The sequence below is a fragment of the Roseateles sp. genome (assembly GCF_052436255.1).
Classification (GTDB): domain Bacteria; phylum Pseudomonadota; class Gammaproteobacteria; order Burkholderiales; family Burkholderiaceae_C; genus Pelomonas.
On record NZ_JBQVNP010000123.1, the window covers coordinates 1 to 15906 of the forward strand.

A 15906-nucleotide genomic window follows, 5' to 3' on the forward strand; every position below is an offset into this window, starting at 1 on the left:
GACGCAGCCGGCGCCAGGGCCGGCTCGGCCGCAGCGCCACCGGCCGCCAGCGCGGCGGCCAGCGCCAGCGCTTGCGCGGGCAACTTGAGGATCTTGAAGCTCATCATGCGGGGGCCTGTGGAATGACAGGCGCGAGGGCCACCGGCCACTTGCGCGCCATCGGTTGCGAGGATCAGAAGAACGCGTACTCGGCCGTGAAGCGGTAGCTGCGGCCCAGCACGTCCGCGCCGCTGGTCAGGTAGCCCTGGTAGCCCGTGTTGGCCGTCAGCGCGGGGTTCACGTCGGTCAGATTGTTGATGCCCACCGTGACCTTCAGTGCCTTGAATCCGCCGTAGGCCACGCTCAGGTTGTACTGCTTGTAGGCCTTGACGTCGGTGTAGCTGGAGCCGGCGCGCGGGGTCAGGTCGGTCAGGCCGCTGCTGTAGCGCTGCGACACCTGCGTCGACCAGTTGCCCAGGCGCCAGTTGACCGACGCGGTGTGCTTCCAGCGATAGATGATCTGCTGCGTCGTGGCCAGGCCGGCGTTGGGGCCGGTGTAGCGCGCATCGGCGGTCAGCACGCCGACGTTCTGCAGCATCTCGCCACCCTTGTCGACCGAGAACGAGTACTTGTCGTAGTAGGTGCCATCCATGCGCAGGTTGAAGTTGCCCCATTCGCCGGCGCGCAGCTGGTAGGTGGCGGCAACGTCCAGGCCGCGCATGTCCATGTCGCCACGGTTGGCCTGGCTGGTCAGGATGCGGTCGATGGTGCCGTCGGCCTTGCGCAGGATGTTGGCGGAGTAGCGGGCCGGCGCCTGCTGCACCTCGGCCAGCGTCAGCGCGCCCAGCACATCGCTCAGCCGGATGCTCCAGTAGTCGGCCGTCACCAGCAGGCCACGCACCGGTTCGAAGGCGCCGCCGATGCTCCAGCCCTTGGACTTCTCGGGCTTGAGGTGGCTGTTGTCGGGCGACTTGGTCCAGTACTCGGTCTGGGCATTGCAGACCAGGCTGGCCCGGTCGCCGGCGAAGGCCGCCACCGGCGTACCGGTGTTGGTGAGCAGCGGCGTCGGGCTGGGACAGAGCACCGGGTCGTCCATGGCCACGGTGCGCACCTCGGGCGTCGGGTTCTGAATGTCCATGATCGACGGCGCCCGGAAGCCCGTGTTGGCCGACGCGCGCAGCATCAGCTCGGCCATGGGCTGGAAGCGCAGCGACAGCTTGGGGTTGACCGTGGTGGTCTTCAAGTCGCTGTAGGTATCGGAACGCACCGCGCCGTTGATGCTCCAGACCTTGGTCAGCGGCGCGTCCAGCTCGATGACGGCGGACTTGATGTTGCGGTGCAGCTTGGCCGCCACGCCGGTCGGGTTCTCGCCGACGATGTCGTCCTTGAGCACGACGCCGGCGCTGCTGATGTTGTAGTTGCCGTTGGGCAGCTTGGCGACGTAGTCCAGCGGCGCGGCGTGCACCTTGGCCTCGTCGCGGCGCAGCTCGCCCGAGACGGCCAGCGTCAGCGGGCCACCGCCAAGGTCCATCAGCTCGCGGGTCAGCGTGAAGTCGACGGACTTGTTGTAGGCCTCGTTGAGGCGGTAGGTGTAGTCGCGCAGCTCGATGCTCTTGAGGTACTCCAGGCCGGCGGCGTCTTGCGCGCCGAAGGGGTTGAGGATGCCCTTGGTGAAGCCTTCCTGCGCCTTGCTGTACAGGATGTAGCCGCCGCCGACGCGGGTGTCGCGCTCGGAGTGGCCATAGTTGAGGCCCACGCGGTAGTCCATGTTCCAGAAGCTGCCTTCGGCGCTCAGCACCAGGCGGTCGTTGATTTGCTCGTCGTTGCGATAGGCCGGGCCCAGTTCGCCCGGGCCCCACGCGAAGTGGACGAGCCGGTTGTTCATGTTCAGCAGGCTGACGACGCCGGGCGTCCTGACCGGGTCGATGAACATGGCCGGCGAGTTGGCGCCAGTGTTGCTGCCCACGACATTGACCAGGGGCGTGATGCCCTTGCCGGGGTAGAACTTGCTGGTCGACGGGATGCTGTAGGTCGTGGCCGGCTCGTTGCCGCCGGGCACCTGCATGCCGCGGTACTTCTGCACCGTGAACGCCGAATGCATCGCTTCCAGGCTCAGGCGGTGGCCCTTGCCCAGGTTGAGGGTGCCCTTGCCGTAGAGGTTGTTGATGCGGCTGCCGTCACCGATGGCGTCGAAGAAGTTGGGATCGCGGTAGCAGCCGGCGTTGTTGTAGGTGGCAGGCGTGGCCACGCTGCCCGCCCCCAGCGTGGGCAGCGAATACGGCGCCACGCAGCCGGTCGCGAAACTGGAGTTGTAGTTGCTGTTGGCGCCCGCCGTGAAACCGTAGTTGGCGGCCGGGCTCTGGTTCTTGTTGCTGGGCGTGTTGAGCAGGCCGAGCTGGTTCAGCGCCGAGCCGTCGTAGAGCTCCGGCCGGTCGCCCTTGAACAGCGCGTTCTTGGTCTGGTAGTCCATCGAGCCATAGACGTTCCAGCCGTCGGTGCCCAGGTCGCCGAAGCCGGCGATGAGGCCCACGGCGTTGGTCTGGCCGCGGCTGCCGCGGTCGGGCGCGTTGAGCTCCAGCTTGATCTTGGCGCCCTGGAAGCTGTCGCGCGTGAGGTAGTTCTGCACGCCGCCGATGGCGTCGGAGCCGTAGATGGACGAGGCGCCGTCGCGCAGGATCTCGGTGCGCTGCAGCGCCATGCGCGGAATGACGTTGGCCGATACGTACTGGTCCTGCAGCGGCTCGTTGGCCAGCCGGCGACCGTTCAGCAACGTCAGCGTGCGCATGGGCCCCAGGCCGCGCAGGTTGAGCACCGGGCCGGCCGCGCCGGCGTTGAAGCCCAGCGACTGCGACTGCGGCAGCTCCAGGATCAGGTCCTTGAGTTCGGTGTGGCCCCGCGCATCCAGCTCTTCCGAGCGGATGGCCGACACGGGCAGCGCCGTCTCGCCCGCCACGCGCTTGATCGACGAGCCGGTGATCTGGATGCGCTCCATCGTCACGGGCGCGTCGGCGGCGGTCTGGGCCTGGGCCTGGGCGGCGGCAGCGCAAAGGCTCAGCACGGCGCCGGCGCACAGGGTCAGGCGGGCTCGGGCTTGCAGGGGTTTGATGCTCATGGGGTCTCCGTGGGTTCTCGTGTCGAATGCTTCAGGCGCTCAGGGCGCCGGCACCCAGCCGCCGGGTGCGCCGGTGGCGATGGTGGATTTGTGGAAGATCTCGGCGCGCGTCGCCAGCCCGTTGGCCGAGTCGAGCTGCCTGGCGAGCGCGATGAAGGTCGGCACATTCGCCACCTTGACCGAGGCCACGCCGAGGCGGGCACCGACGTCCAGCGGCGCGCCGGCCAGGTCCATGCTGCCGAACTCGCGCCAGCCAGCCGCGTCGGTGGCGCCGCCGTCGGCCGTGCCGGCCCAGGGCGGCGGGTTGCTGCCGCAGCTGCCGCTGCCCGTGCCGGTCTTGCTGGTGCCGGTGCCAACGCACCAGCCCACCGGCAGGATGTGCGGTCCGATGCGGGTGTTGATGAAGGCGATGTTGTCGACGTAGGTCGTGCTCGTCGTGCCACCACTGCGGGCCAGATAGGCCTGGGTCACACCGGGGCCTGCGGTCAGCACGCTGTTCAGGAAGACAAAGCCCTTGTCGCCTGCGGTGGCGCGCGATTGCAGGATGTAGCCGGGCGAGTTGCCGCCGGTATCGACGACGGAGCGGATCTCGCTGTCCTCGAACAGGCTGGCCATCACGCTGCCCCAGATGAAATCGACGTTGCCGGCGACCAGCGACTGGTAGATCCAGTTGTAGCCCTTGAGCTGCAGCGTGTCCTGCTGGCTCAGGAAGTTCATCTGCCTGGCGACGAGGCGCGCCGCTGCGGCCGTGGTGCCGGTGTTGAAGTAGAGGGCCTCGGCCTGGTTGTCCCAGCTGCTGCTGCGCTGGTGCGGGTTGTGCAGCGTGAAGTTCTGCAACGTCAACAGGTCCGAGGTCTCGACCAGCCACGCCGCGCGGCCGCCGCCGAGCACCCGGTGGCCGACTGTCCGGCCCGAGGTGCTCAGCGCAGTGCCTGCGGCTGCTGAGCTTGCGCCGCTGCCCGAGTTCAGCGACTCGAAGTTCACGTCGCCCACCACCACGCCGTCGCGGCTTTCGCCGATGACGCTCAGGTTGGACACCTTGCGCAGGATGTTGAGCTCGGGGTAGCTGCCGTTGGCCAGTTGGATCACCTTGGGTGTGGCAACGGTGTTGCAGCCATAGGTCGGCGAACTGTTCGTCGAGCAGTGCTTCATGACCCAGTTCAGCGCGCCTTGCAGCGTGCGGAAGTCGGCCGTCGTGCCGCTGTCATCGACGTTCAGGTTCGTGAAGCTCGCTGGCGCGGCGCGGGTCGTGAACTTCCAGTTGTCGGCCTTGGCTATCCCGGCGAACGCAGCGCCCTTGATGCTGCCGGCCAGCACGGTCGCGTCTATCGTCACGTAGTAGGTCGTGCCGAAGTCGAGCTTGTTGCTGCGCAGCTTGACCGAGGCCGTGCTGCCCTTGACGCTGACGGGCCGGTACCAGACATAACGCGCAAACGTCGCGCCATCGGGCATGGCGCCCAGGCCCAGCGCGTCGATCTCGAGGTTGGTGCGGGCCAGCACGGTCTGCGTGTCGGTGCTGGAGGGCGCGTTGCTGATGTCGATGCTGTCGACCAGCGCGTCGTCGCTCGCGCGGAAGACGTTGACCTTGCCAGTCGTGCCGATGGCGGGCGGCGCGTCGAAGGACAGCGAGATGCGCGTGTCAGTGGGCACGCCAGTCTCATTCGCGGCCGGCGACCTGGTGCCGGCCACGTCATTGACATTGCCGTTGCCGCTGATCTGCGTCGTCAGCTTGCCAGCGCCGGCCTGGGCCAGTGCGTTGGCCTTGACCAGCATTGCCGGCCGCGGCTTGAACGCATAGCCCGGCGTGAAGGCCGTGCCGGCCGCCACGCCGCAGGCGCCCAGTGGCGCGCCGTTCAGCGTGGAGCCGCTGTCCTGGAACACGCCGGTGCGGTCCGAGCTGGCGTAGACGACGACAGCATTGCAGCCGGCCGCGCCGTCCACCGCGAAGACGTTGGCGTGCGACAGGACGTTGGCCGCCTTGCCAATGCCGACGCTGTAGCTGTGCGCATAGGGGCTGGCCGTCTTGCTGCCCACGAAGTAGTTGTTGAAGACATGGACCTGGCCGAAGCGAACGCGCGGTACACGCTGGCTCACGCCACTGAAGACGTTGTTGGCGATGGTGACGCGCAGCTTGCCGGCGTCGCTGGTCAGGCTGTCGGAGCCGCCGATCAGCATGGACTTGTCGTGCTGGGTGATCAGGTTGTAGGAGACCGTGATCAGGTCGGCGCCCTTGGTGATGTCGATGGCGCCGTCATGGCACTGCTTGACCTTGCCGTTCTCGATGGGCAGCGTGTCGTCGGTGACGGGCGCGTCGGTGATGGTGTTGCGGTCGATCCAGACCTGCGTGGCGGTGACGATGCCGATGGCGTCATACGCGGAGTTCCAGTTGCCGAGAGACCCGTCGGTCGGGTCCCACACGGGGCCGACATCGCAGGGCGCGACGATATGCAGGTTGCGCACGATGACCTGGCTGACGCCGGTGATGTCTATCCACGCGTTGACGAAGCCGGCGCCGGGGCCTTCGCCGATCAGCGTGGTGTTGCTGGACAGGCGCACGCGCGCCCTCACCTTCTGGTCCGCCGTGTGTGCGAAGGGCGTGCCCTCGGTCATGTCGATGGTGCCGGCCACCTTGATGATCTTGGGCGCGTTGCCGCCGTTGGCCAGCGCGTTCAGCAGCTCGGCGCGGCTGGTCACGGTGTAGATGTGGTCGGGCGTGGCGGCGCTGCCGCCGATGGTGCCGGCGCCCCAGCCGTCGGCGGGCGCGACCTGCTGGGCCGCGTCCACGGCATGGGCCGGCAGGCTCAACGCCAGCAGCGCGGCGATGCAGCCGATGTGCTTGAGGGCCTTCATGCGACGGCCTTGCGGCGCAGCGCCAACAGGCCCAGGCCGGCGGCGAGAAGCGCGAGACCGGTCGGCTCGGGCACGGCGGTGACGGCGATCTGCGTCGTGAAGCTGCCAAACTCGCCGGTGAAGCTCAGGTTGTTCAACGTCAGGCTGACGCTGTCGGGCCCGACGAGTTGCAGGCCGATCGTGCCGCCGCCGACGCCGCTCAGGTCCAGCGGCGTGAAGCCGCTGATGGGCGCACCGAGGCCGGCCAAGCTGAAGCTCAACGTGTAGCTGCCGGCCAGGCCGGTCGTGCCGCTGTTGTTCCAGACCTGCACACGGCCGTCGCTGAAGAAGTCGACCGCGACGGCGAAGTCACTGGTCATGAACTCCAGGTCGGCCGGTGCCAATGCCGTGGTGTTGCTGCCGGCCTTGTCGGCGAACAGGTGGTCCAGGCCCAGCAGGGTCTGGCTGGCGCCGCTGACCTGGCCGGTGATGAGAGTGCCCGCTGGCAGGGCGTCGGCGGCCTCGGCGAGTGGCGCGGCCAGGCATGCGGCGGCTGCGACCGCCAGGGTCAGTTGCGTCTTCATGGTCTTGTCTCCGGATGTGGTCGGGCGTACCGGAATAGGCCGTCGACTCTTGTGGATTTCGTGGCCCTTCAGGGTCACGCGAGCAAACAGGGGCACAGCCGGCTGGCCTGCGCCCCTGCCTGATCTAGGCCGGTAGCAGGCTTAGAACCGGTAACGGGCGCCGACGATGAACTCGCGGCCCGTGTAGTGGTTCACCACCACGTTGTCCATGGCGCGGCCGATGAACTGGTCGTTCGCTTGGTTGGTCAGGTTGGTGGCTTCGAATGTCAGGTCCAGCTGCTTCGTGAACTTGTAGCTCAGGGACAGGTCGACGTTGAAGGTCTCCTTCTTGCCTTCGACATCGTGGTTGTTGCGGCCCGGCACTGTCGTCAGGAAATCGGAACGAGCCGAGGTGGAGACACGACCACTGAAGGTGCCGTCGTCGTAGTAGACCGACAGGTTCCAGGAGCGCGGCGACAGGTTGACGAGGTCTTCACGCACGGTCGGCGCATTGGCGGCCGCCGATAGCACGTAGTCCATCTTGGACTTGACCTGCGTGTAGTTGGCCAGCAGGCCGAAGTTCTTGCCCCAGCCCGGCAAGAAGGTGAAGGGCTGCTGAACATTGAGCTCGAAGCCGCTGAGCTTGCCGCCCGGTGTGTTGACGGGCGCGGCGACGGAGAAGACCTCATCCCCATTGAAGTTGGAGGGCAGCAACGACATCGGCAGGCCGAGCTGGTTGTAGGGCAGGCTGCGCGTGCGCGTGAGGACGTAGCTCTTGATGTTCTTGTGGAAGAGCCCCAGGCCGACGAACGCGTTCTTGGCGTGGTACCACTCGATGTTGCCGTCCAGCGTCGTCGCGCGGAAGGGCTCCAGGCCCGGGTTGCCGCCGGTGTAGGTCGCAGCCGGGATGTTCAGCGTGCCGCCGGGGCTCAGGTTCTGCAGCGGCGGACGCGACATCACCTTCGCGGCAGCGGCGCGCACGATCAGGTTCTTGGTCAGGTTGACCGAGAGGTTGGCCGAGGGCAGCCAGTCCTTGTAGTCGCGCGCCACGGTGACCGGCGTGCCGCCGCCGGTGGCGAGATAGCCCGTTGAGACGATGGCCGTCTTCACATGGCGGGCGCCGGCGTTGCCGCGAACCAGCATGCCGCCCAGGCGGCTCTCGAAATCGCCCATCAGCCAGGCACCGGTGTCGGTCTCGGAGATGACGAAGTTGTTGCCGCGGGCCGACCCGTTGGTGATGGAGGCCAGGCGGTAGTCGCCCGGCCCGCCAGCGGGGCCTGACTTCAGGCAGTTGCAGTAGATGTCATAGGCGCTGGCGATGGCGTCCAGATTGGGGATGACCCACGAAGTGACCGAGCCTGAGGGCAGGCTTTGGCCCTTGCCGAAACCGCTCAACATCGTCGTGACGCTACCGGGGGAGACGCCGGCCGGCAGCGTGTTCATCGCCTCCGTCGTGCGGCGGAACTCATAGGCATCGACCGTGAACTTCTTGTAGCTCACACCGCCCTTGAGCGTCAGCCAGTTCGCCACTTCCCAGGCGAGATCCGCGGTGCCAACGTGTTGCTCGTTGGTCACGCCGAGCGGGCGCACTCGCACTTCGCTGGGGGTGAAGTTGGGGATGGAGGTCTGGCCCACCGGCACGCCCTGGATCCTGAGCAGTCCGTTCGGGTCCGCCGGGTTGAGATTGCCGTAGCCGATCAGCGGTGCGCGGTTGTCACCGCGTGCGTCGTAGACATAACCGTCGACGTTGGCGGCGTCCAGCGTGGTCGTCGTCTGCATCGGGTTGCGGAAGCGCGACTTGGCATTGCCCAGGCGCACCGTCGCCTTGACGGTCTCGCCGATGTCCTGCTCGATGGTCAACGTCGGCTGGCTGAACTCGGTGCTGAGCCGGTCAAAGCGCTGCTCAGAGCGGATGTCCACGCCGTTGAACTTGCCGTAGAGCAGCTGACCGCTCGGCGCGAATTGCGCTTCGACGACGCTGGTCTGCTGCTTGCCGCCGGCGGTCAGCGCGCGGCTGAAGGAGATGGCTTCCAGGAAGTCCTCCTGGCGGGTCGCCTCAAGCTTGCTGTAGAGCATGTCGAAGGTCACCAGCATCGTGTCCGAAGGGCGAACCTGGATGGAACCCGTCAGGCCCAGGCGCTCTTGGTCATGCGTGAGGCGGCCGTAGCGCGGCAGGCGCGGATGGAAGTTGGTGGCCTTGCTGGCCTCGGTGTAGGCGGCCAGGTTGGCCGCGGTGTTGGGCAGGCGCGCCACGCCCTGGGCGGCCGGGCCGCAGGTGGTGGCTGTGGAGCCGGCGGGCAGGCCGGTTGTGACACCCTGCGGCGGGCACCAGCCACCGCTGGACGGGCCGTTGTCCCAGCGCACCGTGCTGAAGCCCTCTTCAAAGACCTTGCGTTGCGAGTAGGCGCCCGACAGCAGCATGCCGATCTTGCGATCAGCGAAGGTGTTGGAGATCAGGAAGGAGCTTTTGGGGGTGGTCTTGCCGGACAGCTGGTTGTAGGTGCCCTTGACGGACACGGCCGCCACGAACTTCTTCATGTCGAAGGGGCGCGCGGTCTGCAGGTCGATGGTGGCACCGAGCGAACCTTCATCGACGTCGGCCGAGCTGCTCTTGCGCACGGTCAGCGAGTTGAAGAGGTCGGCCGCGAAGACGTTGAAGTCGAAGGCGCGGGTACGGTTGGCGCCGCCCGAGCTGTCGGTGCCGCCGGTGGTCGCCAGGGCCTCGATGCCGTTGATGCGGGTGCGCGCGAAGTCGCCGCCCAGGCCACGCACGGTGATGTTGCGGCCCTCACCGGCGTCGCGGTCGATGACGACGCCCGGAATGCGCTGCAGCGATTCGGCCAGGTTGGTGTCCGGGAACTTGCCCATGTCCTCGGCCTTGATGACATCGACGATGCCCTTGTCCTCGCGCTTGGCGTTGAGCGCGCTTTCCAGCGAGGCGCGGATGCCGGTGACCGTGACGGTGTCCAGCTGCGCCGATGCGGCGGGCGCGGTCTGTGCCCAGGCGGGCGCAGCGGCCAGCGCGGCAAGGGCGGCGGCCATGGCCACGGGGCGCACGGCCGGGCGGTGGGATGAACGGAATGCGGGCATGGGTGTCTCCTGGTGCAGGCCGCCTGCGCGCTGGGTGGCGTCGGCGGCTCTCGGGTTATGCAAGGCTTGTGTGGAACCCGGGCACACGCAGGGCACCCGTTATCTCTGCGCCGGCGACGCTGCAGTGCGAGCGCCGGCTCTTGTCACCACGCGACTACAGATAGACGTCGCGGCGAGCGGAAAACTGATCCAGCCAGCGGGCCACCTGGCCCGGCGCGGCTGCGCGAATTGACTTGCCCGTCGCGTCGTCGGCAGTGAAACAAGTGCTCATCGTCGTGCTCGTTTGGCTGGCTTGTAGACGATGATAGGTGCAACCTGGCAAAATCGGAACACCGGTTCACTAAATAGAAACCATGATTCCGCAACACTTTGTCGGCCTCTAAGCTCTGGTTGTCCCAGGAATTCGGAACCGCGTTTCAACTCTACCGGTCTGGCTTGTAAGCCGCCAACAACCTGCACGGAAATCTGCCACGCATGTCACGGCGTCAGTCACTGCAGACACCGCTGACCGGCTGGCGATCCAGTTTTCAAGGTCATGGCCCCCGGCCCATGACCGCCCTGCCCTGAACGGAAAACCAAAATGGTGCTCGACAACTTCAATCTGGCCGGCAAGACGGCCATCGTGACCGGCTGCAACACGGGCCTCGGCCAGGGCATGGCGCTGGCGCTGGCCCAGGCCGGTGCCGACGTCGTCGGCGTCAACGTCTCCGAGCCCGACGAGACCAAGGCCGGCGTCGAGGCCCTGGGCCGCCGCTTCCTGGACCTGCGCGCCAACCTCGGCGACATCAGCTGCATCCCGGATCTGGTCGCCCAGGCCAAGGCACTGAACGGCGAGGTGCACATCCTCGTCAACAACGCCGGCATCATTCGCCGCGAGGACGCCATCAAGTTCTCCGAGGCGGACTGGGACGACGTCATGGACCTGAACCTGAAGTCGGTGTTCTTCCTGTCGCAAGCCGTGGCCAAGGCCTTCATCGCCCAGGGCAAGGGCGGCAAGATCATCAACATCGCGTCGATGCTGAGCTTCCAGGGCGGCGTGCGCGTGCCCTCGTACACGGCCAGCAAGAGCGGCGTCATGGGCATCACGCGCCTGATGGCCAACGAATGGGCCTCGCATGGCATCAACGTCAACGCCATCGCCCCGGGCTACATGGCCACCAACAACACCGCCGCACTGCGCGCGGACGAGCAGCGCAACGGCGCCATCCTCGACCGCATCCCCGCCGGCCGCTGGGGCAAGCCCGAAGACCTGGCCGGACCGGTGGTGTTCCTGGCCTCGACCGCTTCCGACTATGTCAACGGCTACACCATCGCTGTTGACGGCGGCTGGCTCGCTCGCTGAGACAAAAACCAAAGGCAACCACAGAGGCACAGGGACACGGAGGAATTGCTTGGAGGCGGCTTCTCTGTGCCTCTGAGACTGTGTGGTTGCATTTCTGCCCTTGTTTCATCCACGCCATGAAATCCACCGAACGCAAGTTTGAATTCCTCACCCGCGAGGACCCCGACACGGGTGCGCGCGTGACGCGCCTGACGCCGCCCGATGTCACCTGCCATCGCAACTACTTCTATCAGAAGTGCTTCACGAACGACGGCACCAAGCTGATGTTCGGCGGTGAGTTCGGCCCCCAGCCTAGCCCGAACTGGAACCTGCACCTGCTGGATCTGCCCTCGCAGACGGCCATCCAGCTGACCGACGGCGCGGGCGAGAACACCTTCGGCGCCTTCATGAGCCCAGACGACCGTTTCGTCTACTTCGTGCGCGGCGACCGCAACCTGATCCGCCTGGAACTGGCCACACTGAAGGAAGAAGTCGCCTACATCGTGCCCGACGGCTGGGTGGGCTACGGCACCTGGGTGTCCAACAGCGCCTGTACCAAGATGGTCGGCATCGAGATCTCGGCCGACGACTGGTTCCCGCTGAACACCTGGCAGAAGTTCAACGAGATGTTCCACAAGCGGCCGCTGTGCCGTCTCTTCAGCGTCGACCTGGCCACAGGCAAACGCACCGTCATCCTGGAGCAGCGCGGCTGGCTGGGCCACCCGCAGTACCGCCCCTTCGATGACAACACCGTCGCCTACTGCCATGAAGGCCCGCACGACCTCATCGACGCGCGCATGTGGTTCATCGACGAGGACGGCACCAACCGCCGCTGCGGCAAGGAGCACCAGCAGGGCGAGAGCTGCACGCACGAGTTCTGGGTGCCGGACGGCAGCGCGATGATCTATGTCAGCTACAACGTCCAGTCACCCGAGCGCTGGATCTACAGCCTCGACCCGGTCACGCTGGAGAACAAGCTACTGACCGCCATGCCGCAGTGCTCGCACCTGATGAGCAACTACGACGGCACGCTGATCGTCGGCGACGGCGTCGGCAAGGTCAGCCATGACAGCACAGCCAGCAACGCAATGCTGGTGGGCGACCCCTATCTGCACCTGTTCGACCTGAAAGCCGGCACGACGCGGCCCATCGCGCGCCACGACAGCGGCTGGGACGTCTACAAGGACAACCGCCAGGTCACCCACCCGCACCCGAGCTTCACGCCCAACGACAAGCAGGTGCTGTTCAGTTGCGACAAGGAGCGCGCCAGCGGCGCCGAGCCGGCCCTCTACCTGGCCGACCTGTGAGGCTCGCGCTGGCCCTGGCCGCATCGCTTGCAGTCACGGCAGCGCAGGGGCAGGCACGCCCCCAGCTGCCGGCCGAGCAGGCCGCCGCGCACACCGCGGCGGTCTACCTCGGCGACTGGCAGCCCGCGACGCTGGCGGATCTGAGCGCCGCGCCGCCCGACTTCGTCGTCAAGCCCGGCGAGTCCGTGCAAGCCACCATCGACAAGGTGCCCTCCGAGGGCAGCCGGCGCTGGGTGATCCATATCCAGCCCGGCACCTACCGCGGCCCGCTGTGCATCAAGGACAAGGCGCCGATTGCGTTGATCGGCTCGGCGTTGGATGCCGCCGCCGTCGTGCTGGTGGACAACCGCTTCTCCGGCAAGCCCAAGAGTGAGAACGAGCCCGCCCACCCCTGCTGGCCCGAACTTGGCAAGACGACCATCGGCACCAGCGGCAGCACCAGCATGCTGGTGCAGAGCAACGACGTGCAGCTGATCTCGCTGACCATCGCCAACGACGCCATGGACGGCGTGCGCCGCGGCGAGGCCTACCCGAGCGGCGTCGGCGAAAGCGGCGGCGCGCAGGCCGTGGCGCTGACGCTGATGGGCGACCGCATCCAGCTCGAAGGCGTGCGCCTGCTGGGCCACCAGGACACGCTGTATGCCAAACGTCGCGCACCGGGGGCGCCCGCACGGCAGCTGATCCGCCACAGCCTCATCGCCGGCGACGTGGACTTCATCTTCGGCAACGCCGTGCTCGTCATCAGCCACAGCACCATCCTCAGCCGCGCCAACCGCCGCGCGCCGGGCCAGGGCGGCATCGTGCTGGCGCCCAGCACGGCACCCGACGTCGCGCAAGGCTTTCTCGTCACGCACAGCCGCTTCGTCGGCGAACCGGGGCTTGCAGCCGGCAGCACCGCCATCGGCAGGGCCTGGGACGCGGGCGTCAAACACGGCACCTGGGCGGCAGGCATCAGCCCCAACGGCCTTGCCGTCGTGCGCGATAGCGAGACCGGCGCCCACATCGCCCCCTGGACCACCAGCACGTCGCGCCGGCCTTTCGACGCGGCGATGAACCGTCTTTTCGAGTTCAACAACCGCCCATGAACCTGACCCGCCGCGACCTGATCGCCCTCGCCGCCCTGCCCGCATTCAGCGCCTGCGCGACGCTGCCCGAACACACCGGCCCGCTCGGCTGGGCCGCGGTCGGCAAGACCACCGGCGGCGCCGGCGCCAGACCGGAGCACGTCCTTGATGTGCGCGACCGCGCCGGCCTGGATGCAGCGCTGCGCCTGGGCGACGTGCCCAAGATCATCCGCATTCATGGCCTTATCGACCTGGGTCCGGCCGGTGCCGAGGCCTTCCGCGACCCGGCCTTCGATGTCGATGCCTTCGACCGCGCCTTCGATCCCGCCACCTGGGGCCGCGACGATCCCAAAGGCCCTTTGGAAGATGCGCGTCGGCGCAGCGCCAAGCGCCAGGCCGACGCCATCACGGTGCGCCTGCCGTCCAACACGACGCTCATCGGCGCCGCACCCGGTGCCGGCTTCCAGCACGGCAGCATCGTGTTGAACAAGGTCAGCAACGTCGTCATCCGCGACCTGAGCTTCTCCGACGCCTATGACCACTTCCCCGCCTGGGAGCCGCGCGACAACGGCCACGGCGAGTGGAACTCGGCCTACGACCCGCTGAGCCTCACCGGCGCCGAGCGCGTCTGGGTGGACCATTGCCACTTCGACGACGGCAAGCGCCTCGACCACCTCGAACCCGTCCGCCTGGGCCGCCGCGTGCAGCACCACGACGGCCTGCTCGACATCACCCTCGCCAGCGACTTGGTCACCGTGTCCTGGTGCCGCTTCCGCGACCATGACAAGACGATGCTGATCGGCGGCAGCGACAGCCACGTCGGCGATGACGGCAAGCTGCGCGTGACGCTGCACCACAACCACTTCCATGCCTGCAAGGAGCGCACGCCGCGGGTGCGCTTCGGCCGCGTGCACATGGCCTGCAATCTCTACAGCGCCGACCGCGCGGAGGATTTCGGCTACTCGCTGGGCGTGGGCTTCCAGTCGCGCGTCGTCGCCGAATCCAACGCCTGGGAGCTGCCCGTCGGCGTCGGGCCCGACCAACTGGTCCGCCGCCTCAAGGGCACGGCGCTCACCGACCGCGGCGGCAACCGCCTCAACGGCCGGCCCGTGGTGCTGTCGGGCCCAGGCCTGTCACCCGACGTCGGCTGGCGGCCGGAGGAGGTCTACGACACCGCGGCGCTGCGCCCGACCGACCCCAATCGTCTTGTTGAGCAAATCCGCACCGGGGCGGGTCCGCGCCGCGCCTGAGTCAGAATCCGCCTATCCGAATCCCGGAACAAGCGCCCGAAAGAATCAAAACGATGGACGAAGACATTGGCGATTCAAAGCAACCGGAATCGGTTGCGGCGGTACTCAAGGTGTTCGCCATCTTGAACGCGCTGGGCGAACGCAGTGACATCGGTATCACCGAGCTGTCGGTGCGCCTGGCCATGCCCAAGGCCACCGTCTACCGCTTCCTGCAGACGATGAAGAGCCTGGGCTATGTGCGCCAGGAGGCCGACAGCGAGCGCTATGGCCTGGCCATGCGCATGTTCGAGATCGGCGCCAAGGCCCTGCCCTCGCCCGAACTGGTCGACCTGGCCAAGCACCACATGCAGATGCTGGCCGACGCCACCGGCGAGACCGTCCACCTGGGCAGCCTGATCGACAGCGAGATCATCTACATCCACAAGGTCGACTCGCGCCACATGCTGGGCATGTACTCGCGCATCGGCCGCCGCGCGCCGCTGCACTGCACGGCCATCGGCAAGGTGCTGATGGCCTGGGAACACCCGGAGCGCCGCGACCGCATCCTGGACGGCGCCACCTTCACGCGCTTTCGCGACAAGACCATCACCGAGCGCCCGGCCTTCCTGGCCGAGCTGGCGACGGTCAAGGCTCAGGGCTTCGGCGAGGACCGCGAGGAATTCGACGACCACATCCGCTGCCTGGGCGTGCCCATCTTCGACCGCCTGGGCCAGCCCATCGCCGGCATGAGCGTGTCCTTCCCGACCTTCCGCTTCGATGTTGAGAAGGCGCCCGAGGTCGTCACGATGCTGCAGACCGCCAGCAAGGACATCTCCGAGAAGCTCGGCTGCACCAACTTCCCGATCACGATCGCGGGTTGAGCTGACGCCCTAGATCCTTGTCGCCCCAGGGACGCAGGCGCCCCTGGCCGGGTGCTCCAATGGCGGCTGTTGCTTGAAGAGACAGCCCACCATGAGCCAAATCAACCGCCAGATCGTCCTCGCCTCGCGTCCCAGGGGCGAGGTCACTCCCGAGAATTTCCGCCTCGTCGAGGCGCCGCTCGCCGCGCTGACCGACGGCCAGGTGCGGGTGCGCAACCACTTCCTCAGCCTCGACCCCTACATGCGCGGCCGCATGAACGAAAGCAAGAGCTACGCGGCCTCGCAGCCGCTGGACGAGGTCATGATCGGCGGCACGGTCGGTGCAGTGGTCGAGTCGAAGAACGCCAACTTCGCCGTCGGCGACAAGGTCGTCGGCATGGGCGGCTGGCAGGAGTTCCAGACCGTCGATGCGACGCAGCGCGGCGTGCTGCAAAAGGTCGATACGACCCACATCCCTCTGTCTGCCTACCTCGGCGCCGTCGGCATGCCCGACAAGATCGCCGATCATGTCTCGCTCTGGGGCTCGCTGCT

At 67.2% G+C, this 15906-nt stretch carries 9 protein-coding genes and 1 pseudogene; 6 read left to right on the top strand and 4 right to left on the bottom strand.

Annotated features, from left to right (window positions below; genetic code table 11):
- Positions 1 to 172: 172 nt before the first annotated feature.
- The 4 genes from ACT6S0_RS21185 to ACT6S0_RS21200 form a co-directional block, all read right to left on the bottom strand.
- Entirely contained in the window at positions 173 to 3091 is a 2919-nt protein-coding gene (locus tag ACT6S0_RS21185; protein ID WP_444765751.1) for a TonB-dependent receptor domain-containing protein, read from the bottom strand.
- Between the two features lie 39 nt (positions 3092 to 3130).
- The gene (locus ACT6S0_RS21190) at positions 3131 to 5941 is read right to left on the bottom strand and encodes a pectate lyase family protein (protein ID WP_444765752.1); all 2811 of its coding nucleotides are present in this window, start codon (positions 5939 to 5941) and stop codon (positions 3131 to 3133) included.
- A complete protein-coding gene (locus ACT6S0_RS21195) occupies positions 5938 to 6504 on the bottom strand; it encodes a PEP-CTERM sorting domain-containing protein (protein WP_444765753.1) in 567 nt (188 codons plus the stop codon). Before ACT6S0_RS21195 ends, ACT6S0_RS21190 begins: the two co-directional genes overlap by 4 nt.
- 141 nt (positions 6505 to 6645) lie before the next feature.
- On the bottom strand, positions 6646 to 9573 hold the full coding sequence (locus tag ACT6S0_RS21200; protein ID WP_444765754.1) for a TonB-dependent receptor: 2928 nt from the start codon (positions 9571 to 9573) through the stop codon (positions 6646 to 6648).
- Between the two features lie 580 nt (positions 9574 to 10153).
- On the opposite strand from ACT6S0_RS21200, the gene kduD reads away from it, so the two are divergent.
- From kduD to ACT6S0_RS21230, 6 genes and pseudogenes are all read left to right on the top strand, one after another.
- Positions 10154 to 10915, top strand: a complete 762-nt coding sequence (gene kduD / locus ACT6S0_RS21205) for a 2-dehydro-3-deoxy-D-gluconate 5-dehydrogenase KduD (protein ID WP_444765755.1) — start codon at positions 10154 to 10156, stop codon at positions 10913 to 10915.
- Between the two features lie 116 nt (positions 10916 to 11031).
- Positions 11032 to 12201: an oligogalacturonate lyase family protein gene (locus ACT6S0_RS21210; RefSeq protein WP_444765756.1), complete on the top strand. Its 1170-nt coding sequence runs from the start codon at positions 11032 to 11034 to the stop codon at positions 12199 to 12201.
- The gene (locus tag ACT6S0_RS21215) at positions 12198 to 13286 is read left to right on the top strand and encodes a pectinesterase family protein (RefSeq protein ID WP_444765757.1); all 1089 of its coding nucleotides are present in this window, start codon (positions 12198 to 12200) and stop codon (positions 13284 to 13286) included. Before ACT6S0_RS21210 ends, ACT6S0_RS21215 begins: the two co-directional genes overlap by 4 nt.
- Entirely contained in the window at positions 13283 to 14515 is a 1233-nt protein-coding gene (locus ACT6S0_RS21220) for a pectate lyase family protein (protein WP_444765758.1), read from the top strand. Before ACT6S0_RS21215 ends, ACT6S0_RS21220 begins: the two co-directional genes overlap by 4 nt.
- Before the next feature lie 53 nt (positions 14516 to 14568).
- Positions 14569 to 15375, top strand: a complete 807-nt coding sequence (gene kdgR, locus ACT6S0_RS21225) for a DNA-binding transcriptional regulator KdgR (protein ID WP_444765759.1) — start codon at positions 14569 to 14571, stop codon at positions 15373 to 15375.
- Between the two features lie 91 nt (positions 15376 to 15466).
- A pseudogene (locus ACT6S0_RS21230) lies at positions 15467 to 15906 on the top strand (NADP-dependent oxidoreductase); the annotation flags it as partial.